This window comes from Enterococcus sp. AZ163 (assembly GCF_050498925.1).
In the GTDB taxonomy this organism is placed as follows: domain Bacteria; phylum Bacillota; class Bacilli; order Lactobacillales; family Enterococcaceae; genus Enterococcus_A; species Enterococcus_A ferrettii.
Genome location: NZ_JBIPAO010000001.1, coordinates 3,440,282 through 3,463,257, shown reverse-complemented (window position 1 = coordinate 3,463,257; position 22,976 = coordinate 3,440,282). Strand labels below are relative to the sequence as shown.

Below are 22,976 nucleotides of genomic sequence, written 5' to 3'. Positions count from 1 at the left end.
CCAGGTCACCTTCTTTTTTAAGCATTAATATAATTCTCGCAAAGCATCAGCTACAGAAAAGTGATACTGAATATCGGTATCGATGTGCATAGTTTGAATCATTTCTTTTACCCCTGATTGCATTGAGCTAAAGTAAAGTTCCTGACCGACTTCTTTACGTTGAGCATAACAATCTGAAAGCACAGTTAATGCAGTTGTATCAATACTTGAAACGCCCCGCATTGATAGAATGATTCCCTCTTTATCCTTTAAATCATCCAGAGCCTTTTTCAGTTTTGCTGAAGACATAAAAAATAACGGACCGCTAAGATACACAACCACCCAGTCTTTCGTATGCTCAACAGGAACCATCGCCATACGCTCCCAATCAATTTCTTCTACGCTAATAGAGATTTGCGCCGATTTCGCCAAAAAGATTAAGCAGCTTGCTGCTACTCCTAAAATGATGGCTAAGCTTAAATCAAAGACAACAGTGGCAATCATAGTAACAAAAAATTTTACTAAAGCAGGATAAAACCTTTTTTGGCAAAATTCCTGTATGATTGTCCATTCATTCATTCGCCAAGCAGTTACAATCAGGACACCTGCTAATGCAGACATAGGAATGCTTGACATTACAGGAGCAAAAACCATCATAGATAATAGTAAAAATAGTGCGTGGAAAATACCGGTTAAACGTGTCTGTGCGCCTGATTTAATGGCTACACTTGTTCGTGCAATTGCCGCAGTAGCAGGAACGCCACCAAAGAAAGGTAGAATCATGTTCCCGATCCCCTGTGCCACCAATTCTTGATTACTATCAAGCTCTTTTCCAGTCATACGTCCGGCGGAAGCTCCGCAAAGCAGGCTTTCAATCATCCCTAACATAGCAATACTGATTGCTGGAACGAATACATCCTTCAGACCACTAAGGTGAAGATCGGAAAAGAACAGACGATGGTCACTAACAATTGTAGTGGGGATTTTTCCTACCGTAGCCACAGGAAGCTTGAATAATACAGTAAGAACAGTTGCTACTATAATCATTACTAAGGACGCAGGAATTTTTTGATTCCATTTTTTGGGAAAATAAATCATACCAATAATGACAGAAAGTCCTAAGAGAGTAGTAATTATATTGGGCGAGAATCCAAACTGTTGATAGCTTTGCAGCTTTTCAATTAAATTATGGCCTTCAGAATGTACGCCAAAGAAATTATCTAGCTGCCCTAGGGCTATGATAATAGCAATGCCTGAAGTAAAGCCTGTTATGACAGGTGCTGGAATGAGGGAAGTAATACTGCCAATTTTCAAAATGCCGGCAAACAACAAGAAAATACCTGCTAAGAAGGTAGCAAGCAGAACTCCTTCAAGGCCTTTAGTTGCCACAATGGACATAAGAATTGCCCCCATTGCGCCAGTCGGACCAGAAATTTGATAGAAACTACCTGACAAACTACCGATTACACCACCAGCAATAATTGCAGTAATCATTCCCGCAGCAGCATCTGAACCATTGGAAACACCGAAGGCAAGAGCCAACGGTAAAGCCACGGCAGCGACGGTTATTCCAGCCAGCAAATCCATTTTCAGCGTTCGCAGAGTATACCCTTTAAACTCGGCCCTAATCATTTTTAAGTAATTCAATCTAACCTAACAACTCCATTCTTAAAGTCAACAAATAGATAATACCACAAGAATTAAGCCAAAAACTTCAGCAATTGAATTAAAAACGTTTTCTTAGGTGAGAGAGGAAAAAACTGCTCACGGTAGACAAGGACACCTGTGAGCAGTTTTAAGATTAATTATTCGGCAGGTTTCAAAGCTGTTGCAAAATCAATTTGATTAATTTTACGATTTAAAAAGGCTTGTACTAGTAGCATGCAACCAAATAATATAAAGCTAGCCAGCATTAGGCTTTTGCTTGATAGTTGAGGTAGGTATTGCTGATTTTCAGTTGAGACCATTGATACATACGCTTGGAGAAACAGCCACCCCAAAGGCAAACTGAACACCCAGCCAATACTTGTTAATAAAGTTGTTTCCAATAAGGAGAGACGCAATACCTCTGACTTAGTAAAGCCCAATACTTTCAACGTAGCGAATTCAATAAAACGTTCAGAAAAAATCAGCAAATGGCAATTCATCATAATGGTAATTCCTAATGCTAAGGCTGCTAAGATTAATAAAGAAATAATGAAACGAATGCCTTCGATTAACTGAAGAGAGTCGGTATATTGCTGTTTTTTAGAAACAGAGTTGGAGAAAAGGGCAGACTCTTTTATTTGATCTTGCTTTTCTAGTAAAAGAGATTGCGGTAAAAAGGATTGATCCAGACCTTCCCATACCTTTTGTGAAAAAAACAATCCTTGAGGAGCTGAGAGGTAGGCTAAATCTTTTACCTGAAGCGGAATAATTGTTTGGCCAATCCTCACATAGATGGAATCATTTTTTTTGATTTGATAGTTGTTTGCTAGAGCAGAAGAAAGAATTACTTCGTTGTCCTTTAAATTTTGCAGGGAAAGTGTTTCTGAATGAGTGCTCAAATTCAGAAAATTTCCAGGTGAAGCAATGGTAGCAGTAATAAGCTGCTCTTCTGAACCATTTAATAAAGTAACTGTTTGTTGTTCCAACCATTGACCTTCATGTGAGAACAGCTTTTCAACTTCGTCTTGTTGTTTTTCAGCTAAGGGCTGTATGAAGCTAGCCTTTTCATTGTAATGATAGGTTTCATAAAAAACTTGATGCAAGGAGTGATCAATTGAATCATTAATTCCAAAGGCTGCTATTAGTAATATCATACAGCCCATCGCTCCAAAAATACCAAGGATACCTCGGCGTAAATTTCTCTGAATATCACGCAGCGTCCATTGCAGAGAAAAGGGGAGGTACTTCCAAATAAATGAATGCTCTAACCAGACTCGACGAAAACGCTCGTTTGTCTGCTTTTGCAAAATGACTGCAGGCAGTTTATTCATAATTGGCGCCACGGGAATTAGAGTGGCGAGGACACTGCACAAGGTAACAAGGGCAACTACCCAGTAACCTAGTGAGCTGGTACTATTTTCCCAGGCAGGTACAGAGAATTGATTACCGATTACCGATAATAAAATAGGTGATAGAACTCTTGGGCCCAATAAACAACCAATGAACGAACCGGCAAAGGATATTAGTAAGCCAAATAAAGAGTAATGAAACAATAAAGACCGTTTGCTTAGCCCTTGAGCGAGCAGACTACCGATTTGTAATTGCTGCTGCTTAACAAAACGCCTCATGGTGGCTTCCATTGTAATTAAGGTAAGAATTAAGAATAATCCAGAGAACAAAATTGCCAATCGTTTAATTTGCTCCGATCGATCAGTGAACACACCAATACCTGAACTATCCTTTTGCGAGGTCAGCTGTTGAAAATCAGAACCCCAAATAGAAGACAACTGTTTTTCTAACCACGCTTGATTCGTTTGATTTTTCGTGTCCAGCAGTAACTGCTGGCTTGAATAAATTCCCAATTGGGCAAAGGTCTCTTCCGATACATATGCATAGCCGACTTCTTTATGATTTGGCAAAGGTTGATCGGCACTTTCGGTAAAGTAGATAAATTCCGGCTGTCGGATGGTTCCACGGATTTTACAAATTGTTTGATTGATCGTGATCTCATCATTTAATTGATACTTATTTTCTCGGAAAAAATCTTGGTCCAACCAAATCCCCGGCTGCTGTTGCAGACTGGCACCTTGGATTACTTGAGGCTGACTAATTTTTGATTGATCAAAAGAAAGTAAAGTTAATGAAAGGTCATTGTTTTCAAATTGACCCACATGACGAAAAGACATCTCCTCTACAGAAGGTAAAGAGGCAGTTTCCTTTTCCTTCTTCTCGTCCAGTCGTCGGGTTGTTAATAAATAGTCGGCTAACTGACTGTCTGCTATAAATTTTTTACCAGTTTGCTCCATTTGCTGACTAAGATTATAAATACCGGTAAAAACAAACAGACAAATAAAGCTCATTAAAAAAACGGCGAAGAAACTTAAACCATTTTGACGAAAATCACGAATTGTTTTGCGGATTAACATTACCAGCTCACCTCATCAATCTTCAATGGATGAAGCTGTCGATCATTTTTAAGGATTGCGCCGTCTTTTAGGTGAATAACCCGATCTGCGATTTGGGCAATAGCTGCATTGTGAGTAACTACAATAATAGTATGTCCATGCACTTCCGACATTTCTTTTAACAGGTATAACACTTGCTGTCCAGTAGTACTATCTAATGCTCCAGTGGGTTCATCACATAAAATCAATTGAGGATTTTTACAGACAGCACGAGCAATAGAGACACGTTGCTGTTCACCACCAGAAAGTTCTTGCGGAAAATTGTTAAGTCGATGGGACATTTGAACCCTTGTTAAGATCTCTGTAGCTTCGAACGGCTCTTTCGCAATTCGTTGAGCAATGGCTACATTTTCTAAAGCAGTTAAGGTTGGAATCAAATTATAAAATTGAAAAATAAAGCCGATACTGTGACGACGGTAATTAGTTAGTTCTCGATCCTTGAAGGAGTGGATGGTATTCTGATTTACAATCAGTTCACCACTTGTTGCTTTGTCCATTCCCCCTAAAAGATTAAGCAAAGTTGTCTTCCCAGAACCACTGGGGCCTAAAATTACAGTAAATTCTCCTTTTTCGATAGCAAAGGTTACATTTTTCAATGCCGGAATTTCAGTGGTTGCTGTTAAATAATTTTTCTGCAGGTTTGTTGCTTGAATATAAGTCATGATCTTCTCCTTTTTTGAACACTATGTTGATTTATTATGTGCTTTAGTTTAGGATGAAATCATTCAAGTAACAATAAACAACGAGCGGCGGAGTGTTCAAAAAGGCAACAGTAGAATTGACTTTGTTGAATAAATGAACAGATAATGGAAAATTGTGGAAGGAAAGTACGATGTCGAATAAAACAGATCGAACGAAGCAGCACATTGTCACAATATTTTTTGAAATGATGGATGAAATTGGTTTTGATAAAATCACCGTAGCAGGGTTATCTAAGCGTGCCAAAATAAATCGAGGAACCTTTTATCATTATTATGTGGACAAATATGCTTTACTGGAAGAAGTAGAAGAGGAAATGTATAGCAGTCTCGAACAAGTGATGAAAGATCACGTTGGTGTGACAGTAAAAAGCAAAATTGAGCAATATGGAAGAGCTAATATTTTCCAGTTCTTTAAAGAGGCCTGTGAAAACTTGATGATATTCCTCTACGAACGCAAGGAATTAGCGCAGGTTCTGATTGGCGAAAATGGCCGCCCACAATTCATTGAGCGTTTGGAGCGCTTGTATATCAAAACCGTTCAGCTCAAACTTCAGAACGTATCGCCTGAGATTACAGAAAGTGAGAAATTGCAGCAGGAATTTATTTATTATGGTGTGATTGCTATCGTTAAACGTTGGCTGCGTACGGGTGCGAGACAATCACCCGAAGAAATTGCTGAAATTCTCGCAAAAAGTATGACCACGTCACCGATAAGCATTTTTGAAGAAATCGAATCTCGTTAAACGAAGTCCTGCTGTTAAGAGGTGTTCTTGCAACAGGGCTCAATTTAGGTTGAGTCAGCTTGACATAACTAAACGTTAGTAGAGACGGTTATCTACCTTCATTTTATGATACAAGAAAAAAATGAACGACAGTTTTTATCTAATTTTTTTGACAAAGCGACTATCAATAGTTCGTCTAAAACGGATAGCACAGCAACAACTACAACGATTATTCCCCAAATAGGCAGCGATATAAAGTTATAAAGGTAGGGAGTCAAAAACAACAGTAAGCCGGTTAATTTATTGAGCCAAGTATGAAGACTTGTCCACTGACGAAAACGGATAAAGCCGATAGTATAGGTAAACAGTCGAAAGACAAGAATGACCAAAGCTGCACGTAGCAGCCAAAGTGGCAGTGAAATTTTTACAAGCAAAGTACCCGCTGCTAGAAATAAAAAAAGTGTGTCTGCCAAAGTATCTAAGAATGTTCCTAGATCGCTGGAACATTTTAATTTGCGAGCTAGATAGCCATCCACTATATCACTGACTCCACAAAGTGTATAGATAATTAGAAAATTTTGATCAAAAGGAGTTGTAAAAGGCAAAAAAAGGGTCAGTAAAATTCGGCAACTAGTCATAAGATCAGGAATGTTTTTCATAGCTTTAGTATAAAAGAAAAACCAGCTATTTTCTATTGAAAATTAGCTGGCTAAACTTAACGTTTGATTAACTCATAAGGTAAGCAGATTTTATCTTGCTTTTTTTGATAAAACAGCTGAAATGCTTGGCGACCACAATCAATTAGGTGATGGTCAATACTAGAGAAATTCATGACTTCACTAATTAACAAATTCTCTCGACCAACGACTATTGGAGTTGGGTAGTTTCGCAAAATAACAGCAGCAAGCTCATCACTGTTCACTAATAAACCATCTACCTGCTTGTTTGCGAAAAATTCTGCAGCTTGTGGGCCATCTTCTCCAGAGAAACAATCCCAAAAAATATTTGCTGGATCAAAATCAGGAAATACTTGGTAACTAAGTCTTTCAATTAAGACGGAATCCTGACTGATTTTTTTACTGCGGCCTAAAGTAACACCTAACTTTTTAACCCCACGCTCTTTTAAATAGAGCAGGGCTTCATGGATAGAAGATTCTAGATCGATATAAACAGAGCCAACGTTTTCCAATGCAATTTTTTGACAAAATATTAGTGGACCATAAGTAAGATAGGCGCGATAAAAATCGGGCTTATTGGCCATCGTTGTAATAATTAAACCATCAAATTCTTTGGCTGCAAATTGGTCCAAGTAATCTTTTTCAAGTTTTGGGTTATAGTTTGTCGGCAGCAAGGTAATTTTGTAGGAATAAAGAAAAGCTTCTTCCATTATTCCACTTAATAATTGGGTATAGTAAGGATGGTTTGTAAAGGGTAAAACCACACCAATATTTTTAGTTTCACCGTGACTCAAATTTTGGGCAGTTTTATTCGGAATGTAATTGAGCTCCTTCATGACAGCTAAAACCTTTTTGCGTTTTTCTTCTTTGATATAAGGATAGTCATTGATCACTCTTGAAACCGTTGAAACGGAATAGCCCGTTATTTTAGCTATATCTCGGATATTTGCCATAATTGATTACCTCTTTTTTTAGGGATAATTGATTATGCAGATCAGTAATGACAGCTGGACCAAACTCAAAAATAGCAAATTGCTCTTCTTCATAAGCGAAGATGATACGCTTTCCGCCATAATATTGATCTTCACCTAAATAGGAAATTTTTGATAAATCGATAACACGTTTGAAGGATTTCAATAAACCGACGGAACATGTAAGCACTAAACTATTGTCCTTTACCTGAATAAATGCATAATACAATTTTTCTTTACCATCTTTTTGAATTTTAACATAGGTTCTCATGTTTATTCCTCCTTTTTCTTATATAAGTACAGTGTACTTTATGAAACGAGTTTCAATGCAAGCAGTTTATATCATAAAAATAAAAAACTTTTTTTGTATCAACGCAGATCAAAAAAATTGAGAGAAACGACCCCCATTAACAAAATTTGATTAAAGGATCTAGTCTATGAAAAAGCGTCATTTGTCCAATTTAAAAGCAAAGAATGAGCTAAACTGGATAAAAATCTTGCCACAACAATTCTTTATCGTTACACTGAATAAGGTAGAAATGCGAAAATTAAGGAGAAAAAGGTTGATGGAAAGTAAAAAAATAACGAAGCCAGTAAGAAGTGACTGGTTTTTACGGTTTATCAAAGGAATGTTTATCGGTTCTGGCTTTATTTTACCTGGTGTCAGCGGTGGAGCTTTAGCAGCAGTTTTTGGTATTTATGAACGGATCATTTCGTTTCTGGCACATATCACAAAGAACTTTAAAGAGAATGTCCTGTTTTTTATCCCCGTAGGATTGGGTGGTCTGGCAGGTGTATTTATTTTATCTTTTGCGGTTAGTTTCTTGCTTGGCGAATTTGAAACTATCATATTATGGTTCTTTGTCGGCTGTATCATTGGTACTGTTCCTGCGTTATGGAAAGAAGCAGGGAAACATGGCCGGTCGACGCGTGATATCGTCATTCTTGTGGTTAGTTTTGCAGCAGGATTCTTATTTTTGTGGCAGGGATCAGGCTTGTTTGGTGAAGTGGATCAAAACTTTTTCACATGGATGATTGCTGGGGGATTAATTGGTTTAGGATTGATTGTTCCTGGCTTAAGTCCCTCTAACTTCCTAGTATATATGGGTATGTATAAAGCAATGGCAGATGGATTTAAAACGTTGGATTTGAGCGTTCTTATTCCTATTGCTATTGGCGGCTTAGCGACTGTTTTAAGCTTGTCAAAAGTGATGGATTGGATTTTCAATCGTTATTTTTCGCCGATGTTTCATTTCATTTTAGGAATTGTTTTTGCTTCAACGATCATGATTATTCCCACCAACTACAGCGGAATCGGTTTCTTAGGATTTGTTGGCTGTGGGGTGTTATGTTTCTTGGGAGCGGCTTTAGGCTGGTGGATGAGTCGTTTAGAAGAGCGTTATAAACCGGAGGAAGAAAATTAAAAAAATTCAAATTAATACTTGCTTTTTTTTAAATAACCCTTTAACATATGAGTAAGCATTCGAGCTAGTAATAAATTTTCATGACAATTAGAGAGTTGATTCATCGGCTGAAAGATCAACACGTCTACTGAAATTTATGAACCTGTCGAAGAAGTATGTTGCGAAAGCAGCACGTATCTCCAGCGTTAAGGGAGCTGAAAGTTGGGTCATCTAAGAATGGCCAAGCAAGGTGGTACCGCGAAATTATCCGTTTCGTCCTTACAGTAATGTAGGGATGGAACGGTTTTTTTTATTAACTTTTAAGGGGATGTTTAGATGTCAAATTTACAAAAAGAAGATTTTTCAAAATGGTATTTACAAACAATTCAAAAAGCGGATTTAATGGATTATTCTCCTGTTCGCGGCTGTATTATTTTTAAACCAGACGGCTTCGAGTTGTGGCAGCATATTCAAGATGACTTCAACAAATTCTTGAAGGAAGAAGATATCCGCAACGTGTATTTCCCAATGTTGATCCCTAAACATTTCTTAGAAAAAGAAGAAGAACATGTGGAAGGTTTTGCACCAGAATTACCATGGTTGACAAAAGTCGGCGATGAAGAATTAGAAGAGCCGTACGCGCTTCGTCCAACTTCAGAAACCTTGATTGGAGATGCTTTCTCTAACTGGATCAATTCTTATCGTGACCTTCCTTTAGAGATTAACCAATGGGCGAATGTATTCCGTTGGGAAAAGAAAACGATGCCTTTCTTACGTACTTCAGAATTTTTATGGCAAGAAGGCCATACCGCTCATGAAACTGAAGAGGACGCACGCAACCGTACAATGAGTGCATTAGAGGCGTATGCAAATTTAATTGAGAATACCTTGGCAATCCCAGTTTATCGTGGTCAAAAAACACCATCTGAACGTTTTGCGGGTGCTGTTGATACCTATTCTGTCGAAGCAATGATGCGTGACGGTAAAGCCGTCCAAGCAGGAACGTCTCATTACCTTGGCAACAACTTTGCAAAAGCTTTCGACATTAAATTCTTAAATCGCAACAATGAACACGAACATGTATACACAACTTCTTGGGGAATTTCTACTCGCTTAATCGGTTCATTAATTATGGTTCATGGTGATGAAAAAGGATTGGTTCTACCTCCAAAAGTTGCACCTACACAAGTAGTCTTAATTCCAGTAGGCCCATGGCAAAAGAACCCAACTATTTTAGATCGCTTGAAAGAATTACAAGCAACTTTGAAAGCTCAAGACTTGCGTGTTCGAATTGATCAAACAGAAAATACACCTGGCTATAAATTTAACGAATGGGAACTAAAAGGCGCGCCATTGCGTATTGAATTTGGTCCTCGTGACTTGGAAAACAATCAGGTTGTTGTTAAAATGCGTGACCTTGAGGATAAAGCGACCGTTTCCTTAGATGATATCGAAGAGTACATCACGACAGAATTAGACACTATGCAAAAACGTCTATACGAAAGTGCTGCTGCTCGCTATAAAGAAAATGAGCACTATGACATTGATACGCTAGATGAGTTGAAAGAGCATATCGCCAAATCCAAAGAAACTGGCGAAGTCCCTGGATTTGTCTTAATCGGTTGGGATGGTACAGAAGAAACCGAGGCAAAAATCAAAGAAGAGACTGGCTTTACAACTCGCAATATCCCATTCAATCCTCCAGTTGAAAAAACTGTGGACATTGTTACTGGGGAACCTGCGAAACACACTGTGTGGATCGCACGCGCATATTAGGAAAGTTTCCGTGAAAGAGACTACTTTAAATATATAAAAATTCCTTCAATAACTGTTCGAAAAATCAGCCGCAAACAATAAGTAGACAGTGAGAAAATTTTTAACTCCCGCTGAAGTAAGTTTCTGAACGGACTTTTAATTGAGAGTTTGAGATAATGGTCTTAGTTGATCGTTGTCTTAAGCTCTTTTTTACTAGGAGGATGTTTATGAAAATTGTTGTATTAGATGGTCATGCGTTAAATCCAGGTGATTTATCTTGGAAAGGTTTTGAACTCTTTGGTGAAGTAAGCGTGTATGACCGTACCTCTTATACGAATATAGATGAAATTGTTGAACGTATTGGTGAGGCAGAAGTTATTCTGACTAATAAGACACCGATAGATGAAGAGGTATTATCGCAGACACCAAATGTTCGGTATATAGGTGTGATTGCGACAGGCTATAATGTTGTTGATACGGAAGCAGCCAAAAAACGAAAAATTGCCGTGACTAATATTCCGGCTTATGGAACCGATGCTGTTGCGCAGTTTACTTTTGCTTTATTATTGGAAATTACTAGTCAAGTTGGCTTACATAATCAGTCTGTTCATGCGGGTGATTGGGAAAAAAGCATTGATTTTACTTATACCAAGACATCTCTGATGGAATTAAGAGGGAAAACGCTAGGACTAATTGGTTATGGTGCCATTGCTCACGCAACTGCTAAAATAGCCCATGCAATGAATATGGAGGTGATTTATGCGAATCATCGACCTAAACCTTCTGAAGAGGAGTGGTTGAGTCAAGTTTCTTTGTCTGAGCTATATCAGAGATCCGATATTATCAGTTTGCACATTCCTCAGACAAAAGATACTGCTGGGATGATTAATGAAGAATCCATCATGAAAATGAAAGATCAGGTAATCCTGTTAAATACGGCTAGAGGTGGTCTGCTGGATGAACAGGCAGTTGCCGATGCTTTAAATGAAGGGAAAATCGCTGCAGCAGGAATTGATGTGGTCTCAACTGAACCAATTCAGGCTGATAACCCGTTATTAAAGGCCAAAAATTGCTTCATCACACCTCACATTGCTTGGGCACCCGTGGAGACAAGAGAACGTCTGATGGGCATTGCTGTAGACAATTTGGCTGGCTTTCTTAATGGAAAAGCTCAAAATATTGTGAATGAATAAATAGGGCAGCTAGACAAAAAAGTCTGGCTGCCTCTTTTTTATTGGAATAATTGATCGATCTTGTCGAAATCTTCTTGAGAAAGCGGAATGTCGCTGGCTTTAGAATTAGCTTCAACTTGTTTCGGGTTTTTGGCACCAGGAATGACAACACCCATCATAGGATGCTTCAGGTACCACGCTAATACTAATTGAGTAACACTCACATTGTATCGCTCAGCAATGGGTTTTAACTGATTCACTTTACCAATGATTTCTTTAAAACGTTCTCCTTTGAAGTCTGGATTTTTGCTGCGTAAATCACTATCATCAAACGTTGCTTCTTGTTCATATTTTCCGGTTAATAAACCAGAGTCCAAAGGATAATAAGGAACAAAGCTGATTTGCTCTTCTCTTAAATATGGAAACAGGGTATTTTCATGTTCTCGATGAATTAGGCTGTAACGCTCTTCAATTACATCAACATGCCCGTCTTGATTGGCTTCTTTCAATTGTTCCAGTGAAAAGTTTGAAACCCCAATAGCTTTTATTTTACCAGCTTGCTTTAACTCATACAAAGCAGCGACTGCTTCATTTTTAGGAGTAGATTCATCTGGAAAGTGAATGTAGAAAATATCTAAATAATCCGTTTGCAGACGTTCTAAAGATTCCTCAACTGCCTTTTTTAGAAATTCAGGAGAATTATTGAAGACTCCACCGTTGGACATGTCATGTGCTGCTTTAGAAGCTACAATGATTTTTGAACGATCAAATTCTTCTTCCTGTAGAACCTCCCCGATCAATTCTTCTGATCGTCCACGTCCATAAGAGAAGGCTGTATCCAGTAAAGTAATTCCGTTTCTAAGAGCAGTCCGGATCACTTCTTTTCCAACCTCTTCATCTAGATTAGGGTATAGATTGTGTCCACCAACTGCATTCGTTCCTAGCCCAAGCTTGCTTGCATATACTGAAGATTTTCCGATTTGTACTTCTGACATGACTAGTATCACTCCTTGATTTTTATTGTTAAATTATTTAAGACGCTAAATAGTCTGCTGATCAAAAATAAAAGCTTACTAGGTTTTATATAGAAGTCTTTTGTATTAGTTTAAAGCAAAAAAATAAAAAAAGCGAGACCTACTTTGACTTTATCCGCTTTGTATTCAACAAAAAAACTGAGACAAGTGCCTCAGTTTAAGTCAGTAAATAGTTCATCAATCATGGTATAGTCGGCTTCCGACAAGCGAATATCAACTGCTTTTGCATTTGCTTCGACTTGTTCAGGACGCTTAGCTCCGGGAATCACTACGCTAACATCAGGATTTTTCATGTACCAAGCCAATACCAGCTGGGCAACTGTGGCATTGTAGGTTTCAGCAATTGGACGAAGCAGATCAATTTTGGCTAAAATTTGTTTGAATCGTTCGCCTTTAAAATCAGGATTATCATTTCTCATGTCTGAGCTGTCAAAACCATTTTCTTCGGTATATTTCCCTGTCAGTAAACCAGATGCAAGAGGAAAGAATGGAACAAAACCAATTCGATGTTCTCTTAAGTAAGGGAATAAATTGATTTCAGCTTCGCGATGCAGCAAACTATATTGATCTTCGACCACATCGACATAGCCTTCTTGGTTAGCTTCCTTTAGCTGTTCCAACGAAAAATTCGAAACGCCAATTGCACGAATCTTTCCAGCTTCTTTTAATTCATGTAAAGCAGCCAAAGCTTCATTTTTAGGGGTGTGATCATCTGGAAAATGGATGTAGAAAATATCGATATAGTTAGTCTGTAATCGTTGCAACGCATCTTCAACGGCCTGTTTCAAGAATTCAGGTGAATTGTTAAGAGCACCGCCCTTAGTGACATCTTGAGCAGCTTTAGTAGCGATAATCACTCTGGAGCGATCATAGCTTGGCTCTTGCAATACTTCACCAATTAACTCTTCTGAACGTCCCATTCCATAAGCAAAGGCGGTATCCAGCAATGTGATGCCATTATCTAACGCTGCACGAACAACCGCTTTTCCTTTCTCTTCATCTAAATTAGGGAATAAATTGTGTCCACCAACTGCATTTGTTCCTAGACCCAAATCAGTTGAATAAACTCGTGATCTACCAATTCTTACGTCTGTCATTATTTCCTCACTCCTATTCTTTCAATTAAGTGTAAAGTGGAATGCAAAAAAAGTGAAATATCTTGCCTTTTCTTTTCACTTCGCCTTGACTTTCCGGTCTTTTTTTAGTAGCTTAAAAGATGATAATTAACATCAATGAAAGAAAGAGTAAGCAACGAAGAGGGTGCAGAGAGAATTTGCCTAGGCTGAGAGCAATTCCAAATCACGTTTCTGAAAGACATTCTGGAGATGAGCGGGTGCAAAGCCGCTCCGTATCGCAAGCGTTAATTGCTAGAGGGAAAAGGAAACTTTTTCAAAGATAGGTGGTACCGCGATTATTTCGTCCTTGTTCAGCTGAGCAAGGGCTTTTTTACGTCAATCAAGAAAAGAGGCAAAAAGATGAATTATCAGCGACCAAAAGGCACCAATGATATTTTACCTGGAGAAAGTGAAAAATGGCAGTTTGTGGAAGAAACTGCGCGTTTACTATTTGGGGATTATCAGTACCAAGAAATCCGCACCCCTATGTTCGAACACTATGAGGTAATTGCCCGCAGTGTGGGCGATACCACTGACATTGTATCAAAGGAAATGTATGACTTCCGAGATAAAGGTGATCGTCATGTCACACTGCGTCCAGAAGGGACTGCTCCTATTGTTCGGGCTTATGTGGAAAACAAACTATTTGGACCAGAACACAAGAAGCCTTACAAGGTTTATTACACAGGACCTATGTTTCGTTATGAGCGTCCGCAAAAGGGACGATTACGTCAATTCCATCAAATTGGTATTGAGGCTTTCGGCAGTGAAAACCCTAGCTTAGATGTTGAAGTTATGGCTATGGCAATGGACTATTTCAATCAATTAGGAATTCGACAAATCCGATTGGTAATCAATTCAATCGGGGACAAGGAAACACGTGCTGCTTATCGTCAGGCATTAATTGACTATTTAGAACCTTTTGAAGCCGAATTGAGTGAAGATTCTAGACGGCGGCTGCATGAAAATCCATTGCGGGTATTGGATAGTAAGGATAAGAAGGATAAACCAATCGTGGCAAATGCACCCAGCATTTTAGATTATCTTAGCGAACCTGCTCAAAAACATTTTGAGGCAGTAACTGAAACCTTAAAGCATTTAGGTATTGCGTATGAAATTGATCACCGGATGGTTCGGGGATTGGATTATTACACGCATACGATTTTTGAGATAATCAGTGATGCACCAGGTATGGGAGCACAGTCTACCATTTGTGGCGGTGGACGTTACGATGGACTGGTTGAAGAGCTTGGAGGACCAGTTACACCAGGTTTTGGTTTTGCTATGGGAATTGAGCGTATCTTGTTGACGTTAGAACAAGAAGATGTCCTTGTTCCAGCAATTAATAACTTGGATGCTTATGTAGTCGGAATTGGCGAAGGAACGAATATGGAAGTCCTTAAAATAGTTCAGGCAATCCGCGGATTTGGTTACTCAGCGGATCGAGACTTCATGCAGCGCAAAGCCAAAGCCCAGTTTAAATCAGCTGATAAGCAAGGAGCAAAACTGGTTTTAACTTTGGGAGAAGATGAATTAGAAAAAGGTCAAATCAATGTGAAGGCTTTAGCCTCTCACAGAGAGAAAACCTTCCCTCTAGAGGATATTTATCAGCAATTTAATGAAGTATATGACGAAATGATGACCTTCATTATAGAAGAATGATTCATAGCAAAAAATAATTACAAAGAATGAGGAGTAGAATAATGGCTAAAAGATCGGTTTATTGTGGTTTAATTTCTGACCAGTGGTTGGATAAAAAAGTAACACTGAAAGGCTGGGTTCAAAAGCGCCGCGATTTAGGTGGTTTAATTTTTATCGATTTACGCGACCGGGAAGGTGTTGTTCAAGTAGTTTTCAACCCTGAGGAATCCAAAGCGGCTTGGGAAGTGGCAGATCAATGCCGCAGCGAATATGTGGTGGAAATTACCGGGACAGTTATTCGTCGTGACGAAAACTCAGTGAATCCTAAAATGGCTACTGGTGATTTTGAAGTCAAAGGGGAAGAAATTGTCATTCTGAATGAAGCAAAAACACCCCCATTTTCAATTGAAGATGATCAAAATATCAGCGACGAAGTCCGTTTGAAATACCGATATATGGATTTACGTCGCCCGAAAATGACTCAGAATATCATGCTGCGCCATCGTTTGACTCAATCGGTCCGCAATTTTCTAGATAACAATGATTTCTTGGATATTGAAACACCATATCTGGCGAAATCAACACCAGAAGGAGCCCGGGACTATTTAGTACCCTCACGTGTTCACCCTGGTCATTTTTACGCGTTGCCGCAATCACCGCAAATTTTGAAACAATTGTTAATGACAGCTGGTTTTGACCGTTACTACCAAATTGTTCGTTGCTTCCGTGACGAAGATTTGCGTGGAGATCGCCAACCAGAATTTACTCAAATTGATATTGAAACAAGCTTTTTAACTGCAGAAGAGATTCAAGAATATACTGAAAACATGATTGCTCAAGTAATGAAAGATCTTTTGAATGTTGAAGTAACGTTGCCTTTCCCACGGATTACTTGGGATGATGCGATGGAACGCTATGGTTCGGATAAACCTGATACCCGATTTGATATGGAATTGATTGATGTAACAGAGATTGCTTCAGCAACTGACTTCAAAGTATTCCGTATGGCTACAGACAATGGCGGTGTGGTTAAGGCTTTAAATGCTAAAGGCGCAGCAGACAAATATTCTCGTAAAGAATTGGATAGATTAGGTCAGTTTGTCGGACAGTTTGGAGCTAAAGGCTTAGCCTGGATTAAAGTAGATGAAACGGGTGAACTAACTGGACCAATTGCTAAATTTATGGGCGGAGTTGCTGAGGAACTTAAAGCAGCAATGAAAGCTGAGGCTGGTGACGTGCTAATGTTTGCGGCAGATCAATTTTTAACTGCAGTAACAGCTTTAGGTGCTGTCCGTTCTAAAGTAGGGAAAGAATTAGGGTTGATTGACGAAAGTAAATTTAATTATCTATGGGTAGTTAACTGGCCTCAGTTTGAATATGATCAAGAGCTAGGGCGATATGTCTCCGCGCATCATCCATTCACTATGCCTAATGATGAAGATATTTCAAACTTAAAGGACCATCCAGAGAAGGTTTACGCACAAGCTTATGATATTGTCTTAAACGGCTATGAATTAGGTGGGGGATCCTTGCGTATCCATACACGTGAATTGCAGGAACAGGTTTTTGAAACATTAGGATTTACTCGTGAATCGGCGAATGAACAATTTGGTTTCTTATTAGAATCCTTAGACCTAGGATTCCCGCCAATTGGGGGAATTGCTCTTGGCTTAGACCGTTTTGCTATGCTATTGGCCGGAGAAGACAATATTCGTGAAGTCATTGCCTTTCCGAAGAATGGGAAAGCTGCAGACCCAATGTCGGATGCTCCAAGTACGGTTTCTCCATTGCAACTGTATGAGTTAAGCATTAACACTACAAATGTAGAAGACTAAGAATATTCTAAGATAAGCACGCTCTTTTGGGGCGTGCTTTCTTTTTAGTAAGAAACCCCGTATAATGTGTATGAATTTGTGGAAAAGAGGCCTTTAAATAAAATGAAAAAGAAGATAGAGGGTTGGCCGTATCATGATTTTGCCACCCGTTTGTCTGTTGCTGTTGTCTATGCATTTTTAGCTTCCATCGCGGTTAATTTCTTTTATCAACCAGGGAATATTTATTCCAGCGGTATAACTGGATTTGCTCAAATACTTACAACTCTGTCTCATCAATTGATTGGGTATACTGTACCAGTTTCTATTACTTTGTTCTTGCTGAATATTCCATTATTTGTTTTGGCTTGGTTTAAAATTGGTCACAAGTTCACAATTTTTACTTTTGTGACTGTCTTTTTAACATCCTTTTTTATGCATATCATTCCGGAGACTCAATTAACGGATGATCCTATCATTTGCGCCATTTTTGGTGGAGCCATTATGGGCGTAGGAATTGGTTTTGCTTTAAAAAACGGGTTGTCTTCTGGTGGATTGGATATTTTAAGTATTACGATTCGTAAAAAGACAGGGCGTTCGGTAGGTTCTATTTCGATTGTATTTAATGTAATGATTATGCTGATTGCCGGAATTCTATTTGGCTGGCAATACATGTTTTATTCAGCTTTGTCTATCTTTATGAGCGGAAAGCTTACCGATGCATTGTACACCAAACAGCGTAAAATGCAGGTAATGATTGTAACTAAGTGTCCAGATAAAGTTATTAACGGTATTCAAGAGAGTATGCGAAGAGGAATTACGATAATTAATGAGGCGGAGGGTGCTTACAAGCATGACAAACAGACGGTGCTCTTTACCGTTGTCACGCGTTTTGAGTTACCGCAACTAGAAACGATTATGCGGGAAACCGATCCAGGAGCTTTTGTCAGCATCTCTGAGAATGTTCGCATCATGGGACGATTTTATGAAGAATCTTTAGACTAAGCGAGGCTGCTGCCTCGCTTTTTTCGACTCAAGTTTTTCGTTTACGCGAACAGCTCGAATTATTTCCGTTTTTTCTTCTTTTTCCCCAGCTTTTTATCCAATCGTCGTTTCAGCTGCTTTTTTTCGTGTTGTTCCTTTCTCTGTCGAATCTTCTCTGGTCCTTCATAAGTGGATTGCTTTTTCTTCCTATTTTTGGATGGTTGTTTGCCCTTATCATTTTTAGAAAGCTTTTCTAACGGCGAGTTCCGGGCATTGCTATTGCTGGGTTCATTCTCAGGATCACCGTTGGGTATATCATCAAGCAAGAATTCGGGTTTGGCATCTTTCAGCTGAATCCCTCGTACAAAAGCTGTCAGTATCCTGTTAATCATTTCTGTGTCGTCAGTTTCAAGCGGTAGAGTAAAGCCATCCAGTAAGAAGTCAGTCGTTTCTTCTGGAGTTTTGCCAGCATAGGTATTATTTTTTAAATAGTCGCTGGAATCTACGAATAAAACAGGATCTTCTGAGCTGTCCTCTTCAACAACTTCCAGTTTTGTCAAGATACTTAGTGCTTCCGTGACTCGCGGCTGCAGGACTTTTACTAAGTCAACGGTTGGTTCTGATTCGCGCTCACTATCGTAAACCGGCTCAGTTGGCAAATAGGTGTATCGAACTAATTCAGTGAAGCGTCTTACGCCGTCTTTTTCAAATAGTGTTAGTGTGTTTAGAATGGATAAAAGATCAGTAGTCTCTTCAATAGAATAGCAGGGATCAACATCCTTTAGAGTAAAGCGATGCTTCTTACCGTTAGCGTCTCTATAGACAGTGGCGATGTTCATGAGTTCTTTTGCTTCACGGTTACCAGAATGCAGCATTTTGTGCAGATGATCAGTTTTGTCTCGAGTAAACTTGGTGACTGCTAAATACTCTTCGTGGTTTTCAAATAAGCGGTCAAGGACCTTTTTCCAATCCTCTGGGGTGAAAAATTCTTCAAAATAGACACAAAAATGACGGACAGGGGCTAACTCCTTTACATCACTTTCCAAAAAAATATGACAAATCAAATCTTGTGCCATGTAAGAAAAATCAAACGGTGAAAAAGCATTGCGTAAAAGCATAACAATTGAGCTTTCCACAATATGTTGAATAGAATGATACATTTCAAAATGATCCCAAAAGCGACGTTGAAGTCCAGGCCTTCCCATAGAGAACAGTTGTGTTTGTTGCAGTTTTTTTGTGGTCATCTTTTTATCTCCTTAATCTTTAGTAGATTTATTTTTGCCAGACAATAATAAATGAGTTGAATTTTATGTACTTTTCACGTTGTTTTAGTGTGCGCTCTCATTGTAATATATATTAGTGAAAAAGAAAACGTTTTTTTTGATGAAAATAGAAATACTCTCTCGAATCCTATTAAATAAACGTTTTTCGGATGCTTTAAAAATAAATAATTTCATTATAATTTTAATTTATTAAGTTTGACGTTATGTTTTGTAAGTGCTTTTAGTTATTTTAACCGAGGTTCTCAGTGTTTTATAAGCGAATGAGTATGCAATAAATTAACGGCTCTTTTAAAGAAATATAATTTGAGGATAATTAAATTTTTTAAGCTTATGTGTATATAAAAGTGAAGCAGACGTATAAAAAAGGAGATTACTCGTACTGATCTGGAAGAAATGCAACGTTTAGTTTTAAGCTGTTTTTAGATAATTAGTGGCTGAAAATTCTTAATTATTGTGGAAGTGATAGTCAATTAGTAAAAAAAGGTCGACCAATTCATTTGTCAGCCGTAATTCATTTTTATTTCTATTTATGCTATTGTTACTAGTGAAAGATTGCGTATTACTGGTCATCTGAAGGGGATATGAAAGCGTACTATTTTCTAATTAAGTAAAATTTAGGAAATGTTTATGTTCTGATATACCTCTTGCACTTTGAATAAATAGAACGTATAGTTTAATTTGATTCTAGAGTAAAGTTGGAAATAAAAAATGAAAAAAAGACTGAAAAATAGTCGTTATATAACTGGATTTGATGGACTTCGATCGTTGGCAGTGATTGGAGTCATTTTATATCATTTACTGCCTTCTCAAATGCGTGGTGGTTTCTTAGGTGTTCCGGTATTTTTTGTTGTTTCGGGGTATCTCATAACTGATTTACTTCTTCAAGAATGGAAACAAAATGGCAAAATTAAATTAGGTAAGTTTTATATACGAAGAATGAAGCGGCTTTATCCGGCTCTGGTAACAATGCTGATTGCTTCTTCGGCCTACATCACTTTATTTCAACGGAATTTGTTGAATAATTTGCGAGGTAATGTAGTCAGCAGTTTGCTCTACGTCAATAACTGGTGGCAGATTGAGCATGGACTTTCTTATTTCGATCGTTTTGCTGGAGAGTCTCCTTTTACCCATATCTGGTCATTGGCAGTTGAAGCCCAGAACTATCTTTTTTGGCCCATTATTTTCATTCTGTTAATGAAGCTAGTCAAAAATCGTGGAAAGATTTATATCACGATATCAATCGCTGCACTAATTTCTGCAATATGGATGGCGATCTTATTTATACCGGGTCAAGATCCCACACGCGTCTATTATGGAACAGACACTAGATTATTCTCCATTTTGATGGGCTCAGGTTTGGCATTTATTTGGCCTAGTACACGATTAAAGGCCCAAATACCAAAGCAAGCAAAAAAAGTGTTAAACAGTATCGGACTTGTTTCACTGCTGTTGTTAACCGCTGCTTTTCTATTTCTAAATGATGGAACTACTTTCCTTTATTATGGTGGGATGTTCTTAATTAGTTTAGTTTGCGTGGTATTGGTAGCTATTACAGCGCATCCGGGAGCTAGCTTAAATAAATGGCTGACTAATCCAGTATTTAATTGGTTAGGGAAACGAAGCTACGGAATTTACCTTTATCAATTTCCGATTATGATTTTTTATGAAGCGAAGGTTAATGTCGCAGATCACTTGGTGTTTCATACGATCATGGAGATTGTTTTAATTCTATTGGTGACAGAGCTCTCTTATCGTTTTGTTGAAAAGCCATTGCGTTTTTTCAATTATCGAGGACTTTTTGCTAAGTTAAAAACTTGGGTGCAAGCGCCACTGAAGAGTAAAGAAAAGATTGTATTGCTGTCTACTTCTTTAGTTACCTTAATAGCCTTAATTGGTATTGTGATGGCACCGACCAATCAAGTAGATGCAAACCAGCAAGAATTGCAAAAACAGATTGAAGCGAATCAAAAAGAAGCACAAAAAACACAGGCCTCCACAGAAACTACTGAAACAAGTAGTGAAGGTCCTGATATGGCTGAAAAATATGGATTAACCAATCGGCAAGTGACTAAAGCCGAAAACATGCAGGTCACTGCTTTTGGCGATTCTGTCTTATTAGCTGGTGCGGGTGGATTAAAAGAAATTTTCCCTAAAATGGTAATCGATGGTGAAGTTGGTCGTCAAGTAGACGATAGTCCGCCCTTGCTGCAAGCGTTGAAAGACAAAAAACAATTGGAAGATACAGTTTTATTAAGTCTTGGAACCAACGGGCCATTTACTGATGACGAATTCGATCAAATGATGAAAATCATTGGAAATAAACGTCGAGTATTTGTATTAAACGTTCACGTACCAACACAACGCTGGCAAAATGAAGTGAACCAAAAGCTTGGTGAAATGGCTGAAAAATATGAAAATATTACACTGATTGACTGGTATGGCTATAGCAGCAGCCAGCCTAGCTGGTTTTATGATGACCAAGTTCATCCGAATCCAGAAGGAATTGTTCCTTACTGTTCTCTAATTGCTAAGGCATTATTAACAGGACAATAGCAAAAGCGTTTTGTGAACTCTCACAAAACGCTTTTTTTTCGATATTCTTTTAAGTACTTTTCTTTTTGACCTCGGGGAAGTCGTTTAAAAGCAGCCTCTGCTTTCATAGCGGCACTTCTGGAACCAAAATGTTCTGCGTGAATCATAACAGCTGGCCGTCGTTTCGCTGGATGGGTGTATTTTGCACCTTTACCAGAGTTGTGCTCAGCTAAGCGTCTAGGAAGATCTACTGTGTATCCGCCATAGTACGTGTGATCATTACAGGCTAAAACATAAAAATAGTGATCAGTTGCGGCCATAGAGCATCTCCTCAACGGGTTTAGTGTAGTTTCCCTGAGCATCATAAGTGATTAATGGAGACAAGAAACGCAACCCTTCATTTTTTCCGTGTTTAATTCCTTCAATAAGCAAAATATTCGCTTCCTTGTCGCCTTTAGGGTAAACAAATTGAATCCTTTTAGGAGCAATTTGATAGTAACGCAAACAATCAATGATTTCTAAAAAGCGATCTGGCCGATGGACGATCGCAAAATGTCCATTCATTTTCAATAAGCGTGAAGAAGTAGCAATAACGTCTTCTAATGTTGCGTGAATTTCATGTCGAGCCGCTGCAAGATAAGGATTAGGATTTTTTCTGCTGGTTGGCAACTCTTTAAAATAGGGTGGATTACAAACCACCAGGTCAGTTGAATCGGGTTTGAACTGAGAAAACGTATCTTTCAAATCCAAGGTATGCATGGTCATCTGCTGGTCCAACTGGTTTAATTGAATACTACGACGCCCCATATCTGCTAACCGAGGTTGTAATTCAATTTGATCAATTGAAGCAGCTGTCTTTTTACTGATGAAAAGTCCAACAGCGCCATTTCCAGCACACAGATCCACGATTTTTCCACGCTTGGGAATTCTTGGGAAATTGGCCAGTAAAACGGCATCTAAAGAAAATGAAAAGACTTCAGAACTTTGAATAATCTGAATGTCCTCTGCATAGAGCTGGTCAATTCGTTCGCCATTGTTTAACATTTGCTTATACCCCCTTAAAAAAATCGTGCGCATGTATTAT

General features: G+C 38.5%; 19 protein-coding genes and 1 other annotated feature. Of the genes, 8 read left to right on the top strand and 11 right to left on the bottom strand.

Features of this window, described 5'->3' with window-relative positions; translation table 11 throughout:
* Positions 1–24: 24 nt before the first annotated feature.
* The 3 genes from IGI46_RS16625 to IGI46_RS16615 form a co-directional block, all read right to left on the bottom strand.
* Positions 25–1,611: a SulP family inorganic anion transporter gene (locus IGI46_RS16625; RefSeq protein ID WP_429964986.1), complete on the bottom strand. Its 1,587-nt coding sequence runs from the start codon at positions 1,609–1,611 to the stop codon at positions 25–27.
* Positions 1,612–1,784: 173 nt separating this feature from the next.
* Complete coding sequence (locus IGI46_RS16620) at positions 1,785–4,052, bottom strand: FtsX-like permease family protein (protein ID WP_429973854.1); 2,268 nt, start codon at positions 4,050–4,052, stop codon at positions 1,785–1,787.
* A complete protein-coding gene (locus IGI46_RS16615) occupies positions 4,052–4,753 on the bottom strand; it encodes an ABC transporter ATP-binding protein (protein WP_429964082.1) in 702 nt (233 codons plus the stop codon). Before IGI46_RS16615 ends, IGI46_RS16620 begins: the two co-directional genes overlap by 1 nt.
* 170 nt (positions 4,754–4,923) lie before the next feature.
* Here IGI46_RS16615 and IGI46_RS16610 point away from each other — a divergent pair, with 170 nt between their 5' ends.
* Positions 4,924–5,535, top strand: coding sequence for a TetR/AcrR family transcriptional regulator (locus tag IGI46_RS16610; RefSeq protein ID WP_429964081.1), 612 nt, complete (start codon positions 4,924–4,926; stop codon positions 5,533–5,535).
* A 98-nt stretch (positions 5,536–5,633) separates the two neighbouring features.
* Here the strand turns inward: IGI46_RS16610 and IGI46_RS16605 are convergent, their stop codons facing one another.
* From IGI46_RS16605 to IGI46_RS16595, 3 genes are read right to left on the bottom strand one after another with little or no spacing between them, the layout of a single operon-like run.
* On the bottom strand, positions 5,634–6,173 hold the full coding sequence (locus tag IGI46_RS16605) for a CDP-alcohol phosphatidyltransferase family protein (RefSeq protein ID WP_429964080.1): 540 nt from the start codon (positions 6,171–6,173) through the stop codon (positions 5,634–5,636).
* A 56-nt stretch (positions 6,174–6,229) separates the two neighbouring features.
* Positions 6,230–7,144, bottom strand: a complete 915-nt coding sequence (locus tag IGI46_RS16600) for a LacI family DNA-binding transcriptional regulator (RefSeq protein WP_429964079.1) — start codon at positions 7,142–7,144, stop codon at positions 6,230–6,232.
* A complete protein-coding gene (locus IGI46_RS16595) occupies positions 7,119–7,433 on the bottom strand; it encodes a hypothetical protein (protein ID WP_207701171.1) in 315 nt (104 codons plus the stop codon). The genes IGI46_RS16600 and IGI46_RS16595 overlap by 26 nt, the downstream gene beginning before the upstream one ends.
* A gap of 295 nt (positions 7,434–7,728) precedes the next feature.
* Between IGI46_RS16595 and IGI46_RS16590 the strand changes: the two genes are divergently transcribed.
* From IGI46_RS16590 to IGI46_RS16580, 3 genes are all read left to right on the top strand, one after another.
* Positions 7,729–8,586 (top strand): DUF368 domain-containing protein, encoded by an 858-nt coding sequence (locus IGI46_RS16590; RefSeq protein ID WP_429964078.1) that lies wholly within the window; start codon positions 7,729–7,731, stop codon positions 8,584–8,586.
* A 315-nt stretch (positions 8,587–8,901) separates the two neighbouring features.
* Positions 8,902–10,341 (top strand): proline--tRNA ligase, encoded by a 1,440-nt coding sequence (gene proS, locus IGI46_RS16585; protein ID WP_429964077.1) that lies wholly within the window; start codon positions 8,902–8,904, stop codon positions 10,339–10,341.
* Positions 10,342–10,547: 206 nt separating this feature from the next.
* Positions 10,548–11,513, top strand: a complete 966-nt coding sequence (locus tag IGI46_RS16580; protein WP_429964076.1) for a D-2-hydroxyacid dehydrogenase — start codon at positions 10,548–10,550, stop codon at positions 11,511–11,513.
* 38 nt (positions 11,514–11,551) lie between these two features.
* Here the strand turns inward: IGI46_RS16580 and IGI46_RS16575 are convergent, their stop codons facing one another.
* Both IGI46_RS16575 and IGI46_RS16570 read right to left on the bottom strand, forming a co-directional pair.
* Entirely contained in the window at positions 11,552–12,487 is a 936-nt protein-coding gene (locus tag IGI46_RS16575) for an aldo/keto reductase (RefSeq protein WP_429964075.1), read from the bottom strand.
* A gap of 191 nt (positions 12,488–12,678) precedes the next feature.
* A complete protein-coding gene (locus IGI46_RS16570) occupies positions 12,679–13,623 on the bottom strand; it encodes an aldo/keto reductase (RefSeq protein ID WP_429964074.1) in 945 nt (314 codons plus the stop codon).
* Positions 13,624–13,749: 126 nt separating this feature from the next.
* Positions 13,750–13,953: a binding site (T-box leader), on the top strand.
* Positions 13,954–14,001: 48 nt separating this feature from the next.
* Here IGI46_RS16570 and hisS point away from each other — a divergent pair.
* The 3 genes from hisS to IGI46_RS16555 all read left to right on the top strand — a co-directional run bounded on the left by hisS (position 14,002) and on the right by IGI46_RS16555 (position 18,098).
* Positions 14,002–15,303, top strand: coding sequence for a histidine--tRNA ligase (hisS, locus tag IGI46_RS16565; RefSeq protein ID WP_207701177.1), 1,302 nt, complete (start codon positions 14,002–14,004; stop codon positions 15,301–15,303).
* A 41-nt stretch (positions 15,304–15,344) separates the two neighbouring features.
* A complete protein-coding gene (gene aspS / locus IGI46_RS16560) occupies positions 15,345–17,117 on the top strand; it encodes an aspartate--tRNA ligase (protein WP_429964073.1) in 1,773 nt (590 codons plus the stop codon).
* A gap of 102 nt (positions 17,118–17,219) precedes the next feature.
* Positions 17,220–18,098 (top strand): YitT family protein, encoded by an 879-nt coding sequence (locus tag IGI46_RS16555; RefSeq protein WP_207701179.1) that lies wholly within the window; start codon positions 17,220–17,222, stop codon positions 18,096–18,098.
* Between the two features lie 59 nt (positions 18,099–18,157).
* Here the strand turns inward: IGI46_RS16555 and IGI46_RS16550 are convergent, their stop codons facing one another.
* Entirely contained in the window at positions 18,158–19,321 is a 1,164-nt protein-coding gene (locus tag IGI46_RS16550) for a hypothetical protein (protein ID WP_429964072.1), read from the bottom strand.
* Between the two features lie 747 nt (positions 19,322–20,068).
* On the opposite strand from IGI46_RS16550, the gene IGI46_RS16545 reads away from it, so the two are divergent.
* Positions 20,069–21,913 (top strand): acyltransferase family protein, encoded by a 1,845-nt coding sequence (locus IGI46_RS16545; protein WP_429964071.1) that lies wholly within the window; start codon positions 20,069–20,071, stop codon positions 21,911–21,913.
* A 20-nt stretch (positions 21,914–21,933) separates the two neighbouring features.
* Here IGI46_RS16545 and IGI46_RS16540 read toward each other — a convergent pair whose 3' ends face one another.
* Positions 21,934–22,212, bottom strand: coding sequence for a GIY-YIG nuclease family protein (locus tag IGI46_RS16540; protein ID WP_429964070.1), 279 nt, complete (start codon positions 22,210–22,212; stop codon positions 21,934–21,936).
* On the bottom strand, positions 22,199–22,936 hold the full coding sequence (locus IGI46_RS16535) for a tRNA1(Val) (adenine(37)-N6)-methyltransferase (protein WP_429964069.1): 738 nt from the start codon (positions 22,934–22,936) through the stop codon (positions 22,199–22,201). The genes IGI46_RS16540 and IGI46_RS16535 overlap by 14 nt, the downstream gene beginning before the upstream one ends.
* Between the last annotated feature and the right edge of the window lie 40 nt (positions 22,937–22,976).